The following is a 13736-nucleotide window of genomic DNA, read 5'->3' on the forward strand; positions in this document are numbered from 1 at the left end:
TGGATCAAGGAGCATTGATATCATGTCAGCAGCTATTTCCCTTACATTTCCCGATGGATCGGCCCGCGAGTTTGCGCCTGGCACCACAGGCCGTGACGTCGCAGAATCCATCTCCAAATCCCTGGTCAAGAAAGCGGTTGCCATCACCATCGATGGTGAGTTGCGCGACCTGTCTGACGTTGTGACTGCTGGCAAAATTGAGATTGTGACCCGCACCGATCCGCGTGCGCTGGAGCTTATCCGCCACGACGCAGCCCACGTGATGGCTGAAGCTGTGCAGCAGCTGTGGCCCGGCACGCAGGTGACGATTGGCCCGGTTATCGAAAACGGCTTCTATTACGACTTTGCCAAGAACGAACCTTTTACGCCTGAAGATCTGCCGAAGATCGAAGCGAAGATGAAGGAAATCATTGCGCGCAATGCTGCCTTCACCAAGCAGGTCTGGTCGCGCGACAAGGCGAAGGAAGTGTTTGCTGCCAAGGGCGAAAGCTACAAGGTTGAGCTGATCGACGCGATCCCGGAAGACCAGGATCTCAAGATCTATTACCAAGGCGATTGGTTTGACCTTTGCCGCGGCCCGCACATGGCCTCTACCGGCCAGATCGGCACGGCGTTCAAGCTGATGAAGGTTGCCGGTGCTTACTGGCGTGGTGACAGCAACAATCCAATGCTGACACGTATCTACGGCACGGCCTGGGCAACACAGGAAGAGCTCGACCGTTACCTGCACATTCTGGCCGAAGCTGAAAAGCGCGACCACCGCCGTCTTGGCCGCGAAATGGATCTGTTCCATTTCCAGGAAGAAGGTCCGGGCGTGGTGTTCTGGCACGGCAAGGGCTGGCGCATGTTCCAGGCTCTGACAAGCTACATGCGCCGTAACCTTGAAGGCACCTATCAGGAAGTCAATGCACCGCAGGTGCTGGATGCGTCGCTGTGGGAAACCTCCGGTCACTGGGGCTGGTACCAGGAAAACATGTTTGCGGTGAAGTCGGCCTATGCCTTCACGCACCCGGAAGACAAGGAAGCGGACAACCGCGTCTTTGCGCTGAAGCCGATGAACTGCCCGGGTCACGTGCAGATCTTCAAACATGGCCTGAAGTCCTACCGCGAACTGCCGGTACGTCTGGCGGAGTTTGGTACCGTTCACCGTTATGAGGCTTCTGGCGCTCTGCACGGCCTGATGCGCGTCCGCGGCTTTACGCAGGACGACGCGCACGTTTTCTGCACGGAAGAGCAGATGGCAGCGGAATGCCTGCGCATCAACGAACTCATCCTGTCGGTCTACAAGGACTTCGGCTTTGATGAAGTGGTGGTGAAGCTGTCCACACGCCCTGAAAAGCGCGTTGGTAACGATGCCCTGTGGGATCGTGCTGAAAGCGTGATGATGGATGTGTTGAAGACCATCGAGGAACAGTCGGAAGGCCGCATCAAGACTGGGATTCTGCCGGGCGAGGGCGCGTTCTATGGTCCGAAGTTCGAATATACCCTGCGCGATGCGATCGGCCGTGAATGGCAGTGCGGCACGACGCAGGTGGACTTCAACCTGCCGGAACGTTTTGGTGCCTTCTACATCGACCAGAACTCGGAAAAGACCCAGCCAGTGATGATCCACCGCGCGATCTGCGGTTCGATGGAACGCTTCCTTGGCATTCTGATCGAAAACTTCGCCGGTCACATGCCGCTGTGGTTTGCACCTTTGCAGGTTGTTGTTGCGACGATTACCTCCGAGGCTGACGATTACGGCCGCGAGGTTGCCGAAGCGCTGCGCGATGCCGGCATGACGGTTGAAACCGACTTCCGCAACGAGAAGATCAATTACAAGGTGCGCGAACATTCTGTCACGAAGGTTCCTGTCATTATCGTTTGCGGACGGAAGGAAGCCGAGGAACGCTCGGTCAACATCCGCCGTCTTGGCAGCCAGGCGCAGACATCCATGTCGCTGGAAGAGGCAATCACCAGCCTCGTTGACGAGGCAACACCGCCAGACGTCAAGCGCAAGCGCGCAGCCAAGGCTGCCCGCGTAACCAGCGCAGCATGAAACAGAAACGGCGCCGAAAGGCGCCGTTTTCATATCTGCTGTTAGTGTCTGATTTTGATGATGTCTCTGCGCGGTGATGCCACGGGAGACTTGACGTTACGTCAGGATCAGAAGTCGCCGCTGCCGTCGTCGGTGTTTTCAGGCTCCTTCATCAGCACTTCCACGTCGGTATCGTGGCTTGCCTCAACGGTGAAATTGCTCTGGTAGACCTTGTCCTTGTTGCGGGCGATGGCGGTATATTCGCCTTCAGCCAGCACCATGGTGGAGAAGGCGCTGACGCTTTCGCTAACGATATCACCGCCGCTGGTCAGAACCGACCATGCGGTATCGGCAATGGCTTCGCCGCCTTTTTCAGACACCAGTTTCAGCGTTGCCTGTGCTGCGTGGTGCTGCAAGGTTGCTTCGGTCAGCTTGCCGGCTTCAACCTGAATATCGGCACGGACAACGGCGTTGATGCCGCCATATTCCGACACGACGTGATAGGTGCCGGCATTCAGGCGGATGATGGTGTTGGGCTTGACATCGTTCATGACCAGCTTGCGCTCGCCATCGTCGCTGACGTCAGAGGAATAAACCGAAAATTTCAGCAGGTTTCCGGGGATCTTGCGGTCTGTCCCGGCCGTTGCATTGAGCACGAAGCCGCCCGCATCAAGAATGAGAACCTGCTTGTCGACCTTGCCGGACATCGGGACAACCAGCTTCTTTGTGACGCCAGCGCGGCCAAAGGTAACATTGATGAAATAGTCACCGGGCAACAGGTGGAAGGTGGCGGTGCCGCCTTCGGAACTGGCCAACATCGGCAGCTTGCCATCTTCACCGGGAATAGGGCTAAACACGCGCCAGGCAAGACCTTGCTGCATGGCCTCACCATCACCGGTCAGCTTGGCCTCGAGAATGACATCAGATGCGGTTTGTGCCGGTTCGCTGGCCGATGGCGGCGTGAAGGCATTGAGCTTTGGCATTTTGGCGGTGCCGCCAAGCTGCTTGAAACCCTGGAACGCATCATTGGCAAAAACGGCATGAGACGGCATAACAATTGCGCCGACCGCGATTGCCAGACTTGCCGCAAATTTGATGGCTTTCATGATTGTTACCAATTGACTTCTGTATTTCCGGGGACCACTTGAAACCGAAGGTCATGGCTATTTCAAGACCCATACCCTTACATGCCACAGCAATGGAAGACCGTTATCATGAAAAGTGACATCACGCTTCTGGATTATCTCAATGTCCGTCGCTCAATTCCCGCTTTCCAGCTTTCAGAACCTGGCCCGGAAAAGGCCGAGATTGAAGAAATCTTGCGCCTTTCGGTGCGTGTGCCTGACCATGGCAAGCTGGCCCCTTGGCGTTTTATCGTTTACCGCGGCGAGCAGCGTGAGAAACTGGGACGTGAGATGCTGGAGCTGGCGCTGGCTGACAAGCCGGAGATGAGCGACGAACAGAAGCAGGTGGAACTGACACGCTTTACCCGCGCCCCGGTTGTTGTTGCTGTTATCAGCACCGCCGGTCCGCATGTGAAAATCCCTGAATGGGAGCAGATCATGTCGGCTGGTGCAGTGTGCCTTAACCTGATCATGGCGGCCAATGCCCATGGTTATGCGGCCAACTGGTTGACCGAATGGATGGCATTTGACGCCAAGGCATGGCCAGCACTCGGCATTGATGCCAGCGAAAAGGTTGCGGGCTTTATCCATATTGGTTCCACGACATTCCCGCCGGTTGAACGTCCGCGCCCCAACGTATCAGATGTAGTGACCTGGGTGGGCTAAGGGTATGTTCTACGAGACAGCAGCGAATGCTCACGGCCTGCGACATGATCCATTCAAGGCGATTGTCGCACCACGGCCGATTGGCTGGATTGGTACCAAGGGTAATGACGGGTCTTTTAACCTGTCTCCCTATTCCTTTTTTAACGTTGTCTCGGACAATCCCAAAATCGTGATGTTCTCGTCCAGCGGTCGCAAGCACAGCCTGCGCAATGCCGAGGAAACAGGTGTGTTTACCGCAAGTCTCGTCAGCAGAGATCTGGTGGAAAAGACCAATCTTTCCTCACGTGCGGTCGACTACGGCGTCGATGAGTTCCAGCTTGCAGGCCTGACCTCTAAAATGGGCCGTGTGGCGGAGGCGCCTTTCGTTGCTGAAGCCCATGCGGCGCTGGAGTGCCGTGTCACGCAAATCCTGCAGCCGGTTGGTCTTGACGGTGAGGCGGCGGATAGCTGGATGGTGTTTGGGCAAGTGGTTGCCATTCACATTGACGATTCGATCATCCGCGATGGTCGTCTCGACATGGGCCTTGCCCGGCCGATCGGCCGCATGGGTTATATGGATTATTGTGATGGCGGTTCGGATGTTTTCGAGCTGCAAAGACCATAGGATGTTCGCAATGCGCTGAAACCCTTGGGGATTCAGTCTGTTGCGCTCGATGCCTTCCATGAAATCAGGACGCCGGGATGCTTTACCGCATTGCCGGCGTTTTTGTTTTCTTGCGCAAATTCTTATGGTTTTGCAGCCGTTAACAAGCATGGTGAACCAAACGTAAACCATTTGCTCCTAGGGTGCATGAACGGGCAGAGATGAGGCGGGACCGTTTTTCGTACGCTTCTCCTGTTCGGCCTGAAATGTGGTGATGTATTCAAGAGGCTGCTGTGATCGTTAAGGCATTCCTTCGCTGGTCTGAGACGGCAAAAGTTGCAGATAGAGCTAGTGCAGCCAATGCTCTTGGTCGCGCCTATCTCGTCGAAGGCATGAACAAGGAACAGCATGAGGCCGCCTATATGGCGTTGACCTATCTGCTGGATGATCCGTCGCCACGCGTGCGTCTTTCGCTTGCGGAAGCCATTTGTGATTCTCCTGTTGCGCCACGCGCCATTGTTTTTGCGCTGGCCGAAGACCAGCCGGAGATTTCCGGCACTGTCATCATGCGCTCGCCGGTTCTGCGCGACATGGATCTGGTTGATCTTGTCGGCCGTGGTGATGTGGCAACCCGTTCCTTTATCGCTGCACGTCCTTATCTGAGCCGTGGCGTGTGCGCCGCGCTGGCGGAAGTCGCCGATCTCGGCGAACTGTTCATTCTGCTGGAAAACGAACTGATTGATATCTCGCGCATTTCACTGCGCCGTATTGTCGAGCGTTTTGGCGAACAGGCCGAAATTCGCAACCTGCTTCTGGAGCGTGATGACCTGCCAGCTGACGCCCGCCATGCGCTGTTGAACCATGTCGGCAGTGCGCTTGCCTGTTCTGATCTGGTCAATGCCTTTGTCGACCGCTCGCGCATTGATTACGTCATTCGTGACGCCGGTGACACTGCAACCGTTGAAATTCTTGCTTCGGTGCCACAGGCCGATATGCCCGCCTTTGTCGACCATCTGCGCAAAAGCGGTGAGTTGAACCCGGCATTGCTTATTTATGCGCTGTGTGCCGGTCGCCTGAGCTTCTTCAGTGAAGCCATGTCCAATCTGTCACAGTTGGATGAAAAGCGCGTACGCTCCATTCTGGCAACTGGTCGCGTGCCGGCAGTGCAGGTGCTTTTCCATTCTGCCGGGCTGTCGAAAGACATCTGCGCCGTGTTTGTGGATGCAACGCTGTTGTGGCGTGATGCGGCGCAGTCGATTTCCGGCGTGGCGCTGGAAGATATTTGCGGCAATCTTGTTGCCAAGTTCCGTGCGCGTCACGGGCTGCCAGCGGTCGTCGATGAACTTCTCGATATGCTGGAAAAGCTGCAGATGAACGAGCAGCGCCAGAGAGCGCGCTCTTATGCCAGCGGCCTGATGATTGATGCTGCCTGATCCTGATTTTTGGTGAAACGCCTTATTTGGTAAAGCGTTTCGCCATCCAGGAATAACTGTCTTCAACAATTCGCACCGGTTTGACAAACAGGTTTTTGACGCCTTCCGTTGATGGAAGAATACGTCTGACGCGGGTAATGGCCTGTGCGGTCAGGGACTGTTCGTGTTCAGCCGTCATCGGTGCCTGTCCGTCAGCCTCGACATGCGCTTCTGCCGTCGTTGCGGCATCTGTGGCCTTTGGCTCGCTTGTCGGGGCGCTAGCTGTCTGGGCATCCGGTGTCTGGCACACGGCAACGACAACCGGGTAGGGCGCATTGGCGTAATTGCCCAGTTCCTTTTCGGAAGCGGCATCACACAGCTCGATACTGGTCCATTGCTGCTGCAAGGTGGCCACGTGATGGCAATCGACGGCGCTGTCGTCGCAGCCAAGAATGGTCATGAGGACAAAGGCTGTTTTCATATCTCTGGCTGCCTTGAATGATGAAATCGCACCGTAGAAACTGTATTTTGGGAATTGCACGCCAATTGCAGTTACAATAGGGCAGAGGAATTCTCACAAAACAGACGTGGCATAATTTTATGACGATCTCAATTCAGCTGGAACAGGCCGATCAACCGGATATCATCACGCTGCTGGAAATGTCGGACGCCTATATGGCGTCGCTCTATCCCGCGGAAAGCAATCACCTGCTTGATGTCACCACCCTGATGAAGCCGGAGGTTTCGTTTCTGGTGGCGCGCAAGGAGGGGCAGATTGTCGGCTGCTGTGCGCTGGTGTCGCAGGATGACGGTTTTGCAGAGATCAAACGGATGTTTGTCGACCCCAATGCTCGTGGTTTGAAAATCGGGCAGAAGCTGATGGACGCTATTGAAACGCTCGGTCGTGATCTTGGCCTGCGGGCCATTCGTCTGGAAACCGGTATCAGCCAGCCAGCAGCGATTGGTCTCTACCGCAAGGCGGGTTTTGAGGATGTGCCGGCCTTTGCGCCTTACCAGCCTGACCCGCTCAGTCTTTTTATGCAAAAGACCCTCTGAATGACAAAACCCGCTAAATCAGGTTTAGCGGGTTTTCTTTTGGGGCGTTTAAGAGGCCGCTTTTCGAAGTGGCGGCGGTGGTGCCTGTGTACCGTCAGTCGATGCGGATATGTCCACGGTCTCTGCCGGAGTGGATGACAGTTCCACCTCACGCACCCATTCACGCCAGATGGCAACCAGAAGCGCCATCAGCACCGGACCGATGAACAGGCCGAGGAAACCCATGGTTTTCACGCCGCCAACCAGACCGAAGAAGGTTGGCAGAAAGGGCAGCTTGATCGGGCCACCGACCAGACGCGGACGAATGGTCTTGTCAACAATGAACAGTTCCACCGAACCCCAGACGAACAGGCCAACACCGGCTGCGACCGAACCACTGGCCACCAGATAGATCGACACCAGCGTAAAGGACAGCGGTGCGCCACCAGGAATAAGCGCCATGACGCCGGTCAGCACACCGAGTGTGACAGGCGAGGGTACACCAGCAATCCAGTAGGCGATGCCGAGAATGATACCTTCACCGATCGCGATCAGCGTCATGCCTGTGACGGTCGAGCTGATGGTGGCCGGTACAACGCGCGAAATCCGCTCCCAGCGGGTTGGCAGAATGCGCTCGCCGAGCAGGTCCACCTGTTTGGAGAAGGAAGCGCCGTTGCGATAGACGAAGAACAGCGCAATCAGCAGAAACAGCAGCGTCAGGATAAGGTGGAAGGCGCCATTACCGGCGGCCAGAACGGCGCGGTAGATGTTGCCGATGTTTGCGCCACTGACCAGTTGAATGACCTCACCGATCGCACCTGGCGTGCCGATATATTTTGTCCATTGTTCTGTCAGCCATACGCCAACACCCGGCATGCCGGAAATCCATGCCGGTACCGGTGCGCCATACCGGTTTGCCTCAACCGCCCAGCCAAACCATTCGCGAATTTCACTGGCCGTATAGGACGCGGCAATGACGATTGGCACGATCAGGAAGGTGATGATGAGAATGATGGCAATGGTGGCGCCAACGGTTGTGTTGCCGCCGACATTCTTCAGCAGCTTTCTGTAAAGCGGCCAGCTTGCAAAGCCGATGACCAATGCGGCCAGCACCGGCACTAAAAAGCCGTGAAAGAAGTAGATACCGGCAGCGACGATCAGAATTAGAAGCCAGCGAGCAGCGGATATGGAAGGTATGAGCGCCATACGGGACGGCGTGACAGGGCCGAGCCATTTCTGCTCGCTCTGTGGTCTATGGGTGTCTGCGCTGCTCACAACGAATGTCTCTTTCGCATTTCGAAATGTTTCCCTTCAGTGTCACACGGCGACGTTGTTTTGTGCAAACCTTAAAGGGTCATTCCATCGTTTTTATTGTCCTCACTTAATATAGTGAAGGATTTTGGTAAAAATAACGCAACACCCTTGGCTCAAATATATAAATATGACAATTACCCATCACTTTTCGCATGCTGCGATGTGATTGCGGCGACTACCGGAAGTAGATGAGATGCTGAAGCGGTTCTTTTCCTATTATCGCCCTTACCGGGGTTTGTTCATAATCGACTTTTCCTGCGCCGTGTTATCCGGCGTGCTGGAACTCGGCTTTCCCATGGCCGTCAAAGCGTTCGTGGACATTCTTTTGCCGCAGGGTGACTGGCCGGTTATCTTGCTGGCGTCGATCGGATTGCTGGTGGTTTACGTGGTCAATACAGGCCTGATGGCAATCGTAACCTATTGGGGACATATGCTTGGCATCAATATCGAAACCGATATGCGCCGGCTGGCCTTTGACCATTTGCAGAAACTGTCCTTCCGCTTTTTCGACAATCAGAAGACCGGCCACCTTGTTGGCCGCCTGACCAAGGATCTGGAAGAGATTGGTGAGGTGGCCCATCACGGCCCTGAAGACCTGTTCATTGCCATCATGACCTTTATCGGTGCCTTGTTGCTGATGATGTCGGTTAACGTGCATCTGGCGCTGATCACTGCCGCTGTGGTGCCAGTGACCGCCTGGGTGACCAGCCGTTACGGTGGCCGCATGACGCAGAACTTCCGCGCACTTTACGGCCGGGTTGGCGACTTCAATGCCCGCATCGAGGAAAATGTCGGCGGCATGCGCGTTGTGCAGGCTTTTGCCAATGAGGACCACGAGCGCAAGCTGTTTGAGACCGACAACCAGAACTACCGCACCACCAAGCTGAATGCTTATCGCATCATGGCGGCCAGCACGTCGCTCAGCTACATGAGCATGCGTCTGACGCAGATGATCGTCATGATTGCTGGCGCCTGGTTCGTGCTGAAGGGCGACCTGACCAATGGTGGTTTCGTTGGCTTCCTGCTGCTGGTTGGCGTGTTCTTCCGTCCGGTTGAAAAGATCAACTCGGTTATTGAGACCTATCCCAAGGGTATTGCCGGTTTCCGTCGTTTCCTGGAGTTGATGGAAACTGCGCCGGATATTGAAGATGCACCCGACGCCATTGATGCACCGGCGCTGCGTGGCAATATTTCCTACAGCAATGTCGGTTTCAGCTACAGCGACAAGCGCGACATTCTTCGTGGCATCAATCTTGACATCAAGGCCGGGGAAACCGTTGCTTTTGTTGGTCCCTCGGGTGCCGGTAAAACAACGCTTTGCTCGCTGCTACCGCGTTTTTATGACGTAACGTCAGGTTCGATCTCGATCGATGGCATCGACATCAGAAAGATGAAACTATCGTCTCTGCGCAGCCAGATCGGTATCGTGCAGCAGGATGTGTTCCTGTTTGGCGGTACGGTGCGTGAAAACATCGCTTACGGACGCCTTGGTGCGACCGAGGCCGAGATCAAGAGTGCGGCGGCGCGCGCCAAGCTCGACACGGTCATTGCCGCCATGCCGAACGGGCTGGATACGGTGATTGGCGAACGCGGTGTGAAACTGTCCGGTGGCCAGAAGCAGCGTCTGGCGATTGCCCGCATGTTCCTGAAAAACCCGTCCATCCTTATTCTGGACGAAGCGACATCGGCGCTGGATACGGAAACCGAACGGGCCATCCAGCAATCGCTGGCCGAGCTTTCCAAGGGCCGCACCACACTGGTTATCGCCCACCGCCTGGCAACCATCCGTGATGCCTCGCGCATCGTGGTGGTGGATGAAACCGGCATTGCCGAAACTGGCAACCACGAACAGCTGATCGAGGCAAAAGGCCCTTACAGCCGTTTGCATGCGGCACAGTTCGGTCTGGCTGGCGCGTGACGCCTGCCTGAACCACGTGATTTGGAAATGATGAAGCCGGCGTGGTCCTGATGGAACATGCCGGTTTTGCTTTTTGGGGTTAGACGAAGTGCGCAACAACTGCACCACATCGCAGCCTGGCTTTGGCTCATGGGTGTTCTCTTGCCTCATGGTCCTATCACTGCCAAAAACGTACAACCCTGTTTTCTCAACTATGAGTCGTGCATGTTGCAGTTTTTGAAGCGATTGAGCCGATCTTCTAAACCGCGTAGTGACGCCGTTGAGGCACCGGTCGACCCCAAGGCGTACCGGGTGTTTACCCGTGAGTTTGACGTGGTTACCCACGCTGGCGAATTGAGTTCAGTGATTGGGCCGATGTCTGGCGAGGAAAAGGCTGATCTCAGGCAGGCGTTTGATACGTTTAAGGACGCATTGCTAGGCTGGAAGACGAAAGCGCGGATCGCCAGTCTCGAAGCGTCAAACTAGCTGAGAAACGTCAAAACGACGGAAGATCTGGAAAATACCGTCGTCACAATCCTTGTTGATCACTCCAGATCGATGGCCGGTCGCAACATGCTGCTGGCCGCTGCTGCGTGTCAGATTGCCATGGAATTTCTGGGCGCGATGAATGTCAAACTTGAAGTGCTCGGTTTCACCACGGTTGGCTGGCGGGGCGGAAAGTGCAGACGATTGTGGGAGCAACAGGGCAAGCGCGCGGCGCCTGGTCGCTTGGCTGAAACGCTTCATATCATCTACAAATCTTCTGAACTCGCCTATCGCGAGGGCAGGGCATATCTGTTGGAGCCGATGCTTCGGCTCGGCCTGCTCAAAGAAAACATCGACGGCGAGGCGATTGAATGGGCCATATCAAGGCAAATGGATATCCAGGCTGAGCGACGCATTGTCGTTGTGCTGTCAGACGGGGTGCCCTGCGATGACGCGACACTGTCAGCCAATGATACAAACTACCTCAGTCGCCATCTCAAGCAGGTGATCGCCCAGACCGAGATGCAAGGTGCCGTTGAACTGGTCGGTGTCGGCGTCGGTTACGACGCCTCGCAATATTACCGTACCTCGGCCCGGATTGATGAAATCGATGATCTGGGAACTACGCTGATTGATGTGTTGCGTGAAGCGCTGAAAAAGGATTTTGCTTGAAGCGGTGAGGGGCGTTCCGCCCCGCGCAGATCTGTGATGACTGGGTTTCTAACGGTGATAGGGGCTTTTACCATCATCACGTCTCGTGTTCACGTCATCCTAGGGCTTGTCCCTAGGATCTAACCACATCTCGTCAAACGAAACTGATATGGCTGGGTGGTTAGATCCTCGCCACAAGGGCGAGGATGACGCCAAGAAGATAGCGCTCGCGCGAGCACAGCAATATGCACCCGAAAATGGCGCGGCGGACTGTTTTTACAAATAGATAAGCCGCAGCGGCTGTTACCCCGAAGCGTTGGCGCTTCGGGGCATATGACTTAGATGTCGAGGTTTTCGGCGAAAGCGGCGCGTTCCTGAATGAAGCGGAAGCGGGCGTCAGCCTTGGTTCCCATCAGGTTATCAACGGCCTCCCTGGTGCCTTCGAAGTCGACGTCATCGATGACGACGCGCAGCAGGGTACGCTTGGACGGATCCATGGTGGTTTCCTTCAGCTGCGCGGGCAGCATTTCACCAAGACCTTTAAAGCGGCTGATTTCCACTTTGCCACGGCCCTTGAACTCTGTTTCCATCAGTTCGGTACGGTGGGCATCGTCACGCGCATAGGCCGATTTTGAGCCCTGCGTGATTTTGTAAAGTGGTGGCACGGCCAGATACAGGTGGTTGCCACGGATCAGTTCAGGCATTTCCTGATAGAAGAAGGTAATCAGCAGCGATGCGATATGCGCGCCGTCGACGTCGGCATCGGTCATGATGACGATACGTTCGTAACGCAGGTCTTCATCACGATATTTGGTGCGCGTGCCGCAGCCGAGCGCCTGAATGAGATCGGCAATCTGCTGGTTGGCGGACAGCTTTTCACGGCTGGCGCTACCCACGTTGAGGATTTTACCACGCAGCGGCAAAATGGCCTGATTGGCGCGGTTACGGGCCTGCTTGGCGGAACCGCCAGCCGAATCACCTTCCACGATAAACAGTTCAGCGCCTTCGGCGGTGTTTTGCGAGCAGTCTGCCAGCTTGCCGGGCAGGCGCAGCTTGCGCACGGCCGTCTTGCGGTTGACTTCCTTTTCCTTGCGGCGACGCAGGCGCTCTTCCGCACGCTCGATCACCCAGTCGAGCAGTTTTGCTGCTTCATTGGGGTTGCCAGCGAGATAATGGTCGAACGGGTCACGCAAGGCGTTTTCAACGATACGCTGTGCTTCGACGGTTGCGAGCTTATCCTTGGTCTGGCCGACAAATTCCGGTTCGCGAATGAACACCGACAACATGCCGACGGCCGAGATCATCACGTCATCGGTGGTGATCTGCGCTGCACGCTTGTTCTGCGTCAGTTCGGCATAGGCTTTCAGCCCCTTGGTCAGCGCAATACGAAGACCGGCTTCGTGTGTGCCGCCCTCAGGGGTCGGAATGGTGTTACAATAGGAATGGATCTGTGTATCGCCACCATACCAGGTGACCGCCCATTCCATGGCGCCGTGGCCGCCGGTCTTTTCCGTCTTGCCGGAGAAGATTTCGCGCGTAACGGTGAAATCCTTGCCAAGCGTTGCGGACAGATAATCCTTCAGACCGCCGGGGAAGTGGAAAACAGCCTTTTCCGGGATTTCGCCACCGGCCTGTACAACGCCGGGATCGCAGCTCCAGCGAATTTCCACGCCGCCGAAAAGATAGGCTTTCGAGCGGGCCATGCGGAAAATGCGAGCCGGATCAAACCTGGCGTGATCACCAAAGATCTGTGGGTCGGGGTGAAACTTGACGCGTGTGCCGCGACGGTTGTGCACATCGCCCAGCTCTTCCAGCGGGCCCTGTGGCACACCGCGAGAAAAACGCTGGCGGTACAGTTTGCGGTTACGGGCAACTTCGACCTCAAGCAGGTCGGACAGTGCGTTCACAACGGAAACACCCACGCCGTGCAGACCGCCCGAGGTCTCATAGGCCTTGCCGTCGAATTTACCACCGGCATGCAGCTTGGTCATGATGACTTCAAGCGTCGACTTGCCCGGCACCTGCGGGTGGTTTTCGACCGGGATACCACGGCCGTTATCGCTGACAGTCAGGTTGCCCTGCGTATCCAGATGCACTTCAATGAAGTTTGCATGTCCTGCAACCGCTTCGTCCATCGAGTTGTCGATGACTTCGGCAAACAGGTGGTGCAGCGCCTTTTCGTCGGTGCCGCCAATATACATGCCCGGACGCATACGGACCGGTTCAAGCCCTTCCAGAACACGGATCGACGATGCACCATAGTCATCGCCGGATGACGATGCCGGAGGTGCAACGGACACCGCTGACGGCTTGCTGTTGGTGTTAGCAGCAGGTGCAGGCGTTTCATTGACTGTAGTGCCGGTATCCGATGGCTCTGTCACCACCGGGATACTTGAGAATAGATCGTTACCGTTATCCATGTTGCCTAATCGTTGTCGTGCGCCATCTTATGGCCATCCGAATCAGCGCGATTTTGCCACAAATGCCAATCGAGCGCGATTCCGCGCAATTTATCAGGGTTTTTCCGGATGAGGATTGCGCTGCCTTACCG

General features: G+C 55.9%; 12 protein-coding genes. 8 read left to right on the top strand and 4 right to left on the bottom strand.

Annotation, left to right across the window (positions count from 1 at the left end; translation table 11 throughout):
* The first annotated feature begins 22 nt into the window (after positions 1-22).
* Entirely contained in the window at positions 23-2038 is a 2016-nt protein-coding gene (gene thrS, locus M2418_RS08975) for a threonine--tRNA ligase (RefSeq protein ID WP_259146069.1), read from the top strand.
* A gap of 107 nt (positions 2039-2145) precedes the next feature.
* Here the strand turns inward: thrS and M2418_RS08980 are convergent, their stop codons facing one another.
* Positions 2146-3123 (bottom strand): hypothetical protein, encoded by a 978-nt coding sequence (locus M2418_RS08980; protein WP_192488786.1) that lies wholly within the window; start codon positions 3121-3123, stop codon positions 2146-2148.
* A 108-nt stretch (positions 3124-3231) separates the two neighbouring features.
* Between M2418_RS08980 and M2418_RS08985 the strand changes: the two genes are divergently transcribed.
* The 3 genes from M2418_RS08985 (at position 3232) to M2418_RS08995 (ending at position 5823) form a co-directional block, all read left to right on the top strand.
* Positions 3232-3807 (top strand): nitroreductase, encoded by a 576-nt coding sequence (locus M2418_RS08985; RefSeq protein WP_250981663.1) that lies wholly within the window; start codon positions 3232-3234, stop codon positions 3805-3807.
* Between the two features lie 4 nt (positions 3808-3811).
* The gene (locus M2418_RS08990) at positions 3812-4411 is read left to right on the top strand and encodes a flavin reductase family protein (RefSeq protein WP_259146070.1); all 600 of its coding nucleotides are present in this window, start codon (positions 3812-3814) and stop codon (positions 4409-4411) included.
* Positions 4412-4683: 272 nt separating this feature from the next.
* A complete protein-coding gene (locus tag M2418_RS08995; protein WP_259146071.1) occupies positions 4684-5823 on the top strand; it encodes a DUF2336 domain-containing protein in 1140 nt (379 codons plus the stop codon).
* 22 nt (positions 5824-5845) lie between these two features.
* On the opposite strand, the gene M2418_RS09000 is transcribed toward M2418_RS08995, so the two are convergent.
* Positions 5846-6283, bottom strand: coding sequence for a hypothetical protein (locus M2418_RS09000; RefSeq protein ID WP_259146072.1), 438 nt, complete (start codon positions 6281-6283; stop codon positions 5846-5848).
* Positions 6284-6402: 119 nt separating this feature from the next.
* Between M2418_RS09000 and M2418_RS09005 the strand changes: the two genes are divergently transcribed.
* Positions 6403-6858 (top strand): GNAT family N-acetyltransferase, encoded by a 456-nt coding sequence (locus M2418_RS09005; RefSeq protein WP_259146073.1) that lies wholly within the window; start codon positions 6403-6405, stop codon positions 6856-6858.
* 48 nt (positions 6859-6906) lie between these two features.
* Here M2418_RS09005 and M2418_RS09010 read toward each other — a convergent pair whose 3' ends face one another.
* Positions 6907-8112, bottom strand: a complete 1206-nt coding sequence (locus M2418_RS09010) for an AI-2E family transporter (protein ID WP_250981658.1) — start codon at positions 8110-8112, stop codon at positions 6907-6909.
* A gap of 232 nt (positions 8113-8344) precedes the next feature.
* On the opposite strand from M2418_RS09010, the gene M2418_RS09015 reads away from it, so the two are divergent.
* From M2418_RS09015 to M2418_RS09025, 3 genes are all read left to right on the top strand, one after another.
* The gene (locus tag M2418_RS09015; RefSeq protein ID WP_259146074.1) at positions 8345-10069 is read left to right on the top strand and encodes an ABC transporter ATP-binding protein; all 1725 of its coding nucleotides are present in this window, start codon (positions 8345-8347) and stop codon (positions 10067-10069) included.
* A gap of 204 nt (positions 10070-10273) precedes the next feature.
* The gene (locus M2418_RS09020) at positions 10274-10534 is read left to right on the top strand and encodes a hypothetical protein (protein ID WP_259146076.1); all 261 of its coding nucleotides are present in this window, start codon (positions 10274-10276) and stop codon (positions 10532-10534) included.
* Positions 10535-10561: 27 nt separating this feature from the next.
* The gene (locus M2418_RS09025; RefSeq protein WP_259146630.1) at positions 10562-11206 is read left to right on the top strand and encodes a cobaltochelatase CobT-related protein; all 645 of its coding nucleotides are present in this window, start codon (positions 10562-10564) and stop codon (positions 11204-11206) included.
* A 317-nt stretch (positions 11207-11523) separates the two neighbouring features.
* On the opposite strand, the gene parE is transcribed toward M2418_RS09025, so the two are convergent.
* Positions 11524-13605, bottom strand: a complete 2082-nt coding sequence (gene parE, locus M2418_RS09030; protein WP_259146077.1) for a DNA topoisomerase IV subunit B — start codon at positions 13603-13605, stop codon at positions 11524-11526.
* Between the last annotated feature and the right edge of the window lie 131 nt (positions 13606-13736).

It is taken from the genome of Rhizobium sp. BIGb0125, assembly GCF_024810055.1.
Classification (GTDB): Bacteria; Pseudomonadota; Alphaproteobacteria; order Rhizobiales; family Rhizobiaceae; genus Agrobacterium.

Excerpts from the sequence above, each read along its gene's own strand:
- M2418_RS08990 (WP_259146070.1), top strand. The coding sequence starts at position 3,812 with ATGTTCTACGAGACAGCAGCGAATGCTCACGGCCTGCGACATGATCCA.
- M2418_RS09020 (WP_259146076.1), top strand. The coding sequence starts at position 10,274 with ATGTTGCAGTTTTTGAAGCGATTGAGCCGATCTTCTAAACCGCGTAGT.
- thrS (WP_259146069.1), top strand. The coding sequence starts at position 23 with ATGTCAGCAGCTATTTCCCTTACATTTCCCGATGGATCGGCCCGCGAG.
- M2418_RS08985 (WP_250981663.1), top strand. The coding sequence starts at position 3,232 with ATGAAAAGTGACATCACGCTTCTGGATTATCTCAATGTCCGTCGCTCA.
- M2418_RS09005 (WP_259146073.1), top strand. The coding sequence starts at position 6,403 with ATGACGATCTCAATTCAGCTGGAACAGGCCGATCAACCGGATATCATC.
- parE (WP_259146077.1), bottom strand. The coding sequence starts at position 13,605 with ATGGATAACGGTAACGATCTATTCTCAAGTATCCCGGTGGTGACAGAG.
- M2418_RS08980 (WP_192488786.1), bottom strand. The coding sequence starts at position 3,123 with ATGAAAGCCATCAAATTTGCGGCAAGTCTGGCAATCGCGGTCGGCGCA.
- M2418_RS09000 (WP_259146072.1), bottom strand. The coding sequence starts at position 6,283 with ATGAAAACAGCCTTTGTCCTCATGACCATTCTTGGCTGCGACGACAGC.
- M2418_RS09015 (WP_259146074.1), top strand. The coding sequence starts at position 8,345 with ATGCTGAAGCGGTTCTTTTCCTATTATCGCCCTTACCGGGGTTTGTTC.